Raw genomic sequence first — 2,298 nt, 5'->3', positions numbered from 1 at the left:
GCCCACCGCGTCACCACCGGAGACCACCAGCTGCCACAGGTCCTCCGGCGAACGCACCCCGCCCGGATACCGGCACGCCATACCGACGATCGCGATGGGTTCCTGGTCCTTCTCCTCGACCTCGCGAAGGCGCTCCCGGACCTGGCGCAGGTCTCCGGTGACGCGCTTGAGATATTCGAGGAGCCTGTCTTCGTTGCTGCTCATCCGCCTCATCCGTCCTCGGCTGTCGTTAAAGGTAGAGCGCCAAGAACTAGGAATTTTCTAGATCTTGATCGATCAGATCGAAGATGTCGTCGACCGTCGCGTCCCGGAGCTGCCGCTGTGCATCGGCGGATTCCGGGCCTTGGTCCGCGGCGGAGTTCACCAGGGACAGCAGTTCCTGCAGCCGCCTGCGCACCCCGGAGCGGACCGTCTCCTCGGCGGAGGCGGCCGTCGAGAGCACCGACTCCAGCCGGTCGAGTTCGGTGAAGACCGACACCTCGTCCGGGGCCGTCCCGCCGGCGAGTTCACCGCGCAGGTGGCGGGCGATCGCCTCGGGCGTCGGATGGTCGAAGACCAGCGTCGCGGGCAGGGTCAGGCCGGTGTCGGCGGTGAGCAGGTTGCGCAGCTCCACCGCGGTGAGCGAGTCGAAGCCGAGGTCGCGGAACGCCAGGTCCGGCTCCACCGGCGCGGAGCCGCTGTGGCCGAGTACGGCCGCCGCGTGCGCGCACACCATGTCCACGAGCAGGCGCTGCTGTTCGCCTTCGGACAACGCGGACAGCTTCTCCTTCAGCGCTGACGCCTCCGCGGCCTGTTCGGCGGGCTCCGCCGCCAGGACGTCCCTGACCTCGGGCAGGTCGCTCAGCAGCGCGCTCGGCCTGCTGACGGTGAACGGGACGACGAACCGCTCCCAGTCCACGTCCGCGACGGTGACCATGTCGTCCCCGCCGCTCAGCGCACCGTGCAGCGCGGAGATCGCCCGGTCGGGCCGCAGCACGGTCAGGCCGCGCTGCCGCAGCCGTTCCTCGTCCCCGGCGTCGGCGACCATGCCGCCCTCGCCCCACGGGCCCCAGGCGATCGCGGTCGCGGGCAGACCCCGGGCCCGCCGGTGCTGCGCCAGGCCGTCGAGAAAGGCGTTCGCGGCCGAGTACGCGGCCTGCCCGCCGCCTCCCCACACGCCGGAGACGGAAGAGAACAGAACGAAGGCGTCCAGTTCCTGATCGGCGAGCAGCTCATGGAGGTGCACGGCGCCGAGTGCCTTCCCCGCGACCGTCGCCACGAATTCGCCGACGCTCGTCTCGGCGAGCATGCCCGCCTCGGCGGTGCCGGCCGTGTGAACGACGGCGTTCACCGGGTGTTCGGCGAGCAGCGCGGCCAGCGCCTCACGGTCGGCCGCGTCGCAGGCGGCGACGGTCACGCGTACGCCCGTCTCCTCCAGCTCGGCCTTGAGGCCGACGGCGCCGGGGGCGTCGAGACCACGACGGCTGGTGAGCACCAGGTGCTCCGCACCGGCACCGGCGAGCCACCGCGCGACGTGCCCGCCCAGCGCACCCGTACCACCAGTGACCAGAACCGTGCCGCGCGGCGACCACGAGCGCCCGCTCCGGGACGCGGGAAGACGTGACAGGCGCCGCGCGAACACCCCGCCGTCGCGGATCGCGACCTGGTCCTCGTCCGACTGGCCGAGCACCGCGACGAGGCGGCCGGCGACCCGGTCGTCGACCGTGCCGGGAAGGTCGACGAGCCCGCCCCAGCGTCGTGCGTGCTCCAACGCCGCCACCCGGCCCAGACCCCAGACCTGCGACTGGTGCGGGTCGGCCACCTCGTCGGCGGGACTCACGCCCACCGCGTTGCGGGTCGCACACCACAGCGGGGCGCCGATGCCCGCGTCGCCCAGGGCCTGGACGAGCAGGACGGACAGCGCGACACCGGCGGTCAGTGCGGCGGCCGCCGGGGCGGCCTCGCCGTCGACGGCGAGCAGCGACAGGACACCCGCCACGGTCTCGTCACCGGCCGCTCGGGCGAGCTGCGCGGCCAGATCCGCACGGCCGGCGGCCGGCTCGACCGGCACGGGCAGCGGGGCCAGGCCCCGCCCGCTCAGCCCGCGGAGGCAGGCGGTGACCCAGTCGTCGCCGAGCTGCCCGGCGCTGACCGGAACCAGCCATATGCCGTTCCGGGCAGGGCTCTGCGGGGCAGGGTCGGGTATCGCCTTCCAGGTGACGCCGTAGCGCCAGTTGTCGACGGTGGACTGCTCCTTGCGCTGCCGCCGCCACGACGACAGCCGCGGCAGCACCTCGCTGAACGCGTCCCCCGCCCCGA

Annotated in this window: 2 protein-coding genes; both read right to left on the bottom strand. The window is 73.2% G+C overall.

From position 1 onward, the window contains the following. The coding region (locus tag ABZ923_RS41195) for a polyketide synthase docking domain-containing protein (protein ID WP_361483557.1) at nucleotides 1-204 on the bottom strand (204 nt) is incomplete at its 3' end. A gap of 46 nt (nucleotides 205-250) precedes the next feature. Then, nucleotides 251-2,298 (bottom strand): beta-ketoacyl reductase (locus ABZ923_RS41190; protein ID WP_361483554.1); only part of this gene is annotated, 2,048 nt, incomplete at its 5' end.

This window comes from Streptomyces sp. NPDC046881 (assembly GCF_040645015.1).
Taxonomy (GTDB): domain Bacteria; phylum Actinomycetota; class Actinomycetes; order Streptomycetales; family Streptomycetaceae; genus Streptomyces.
This window is presented reverse-complemented; position numbering and strand designations above follow the sequence as displayed.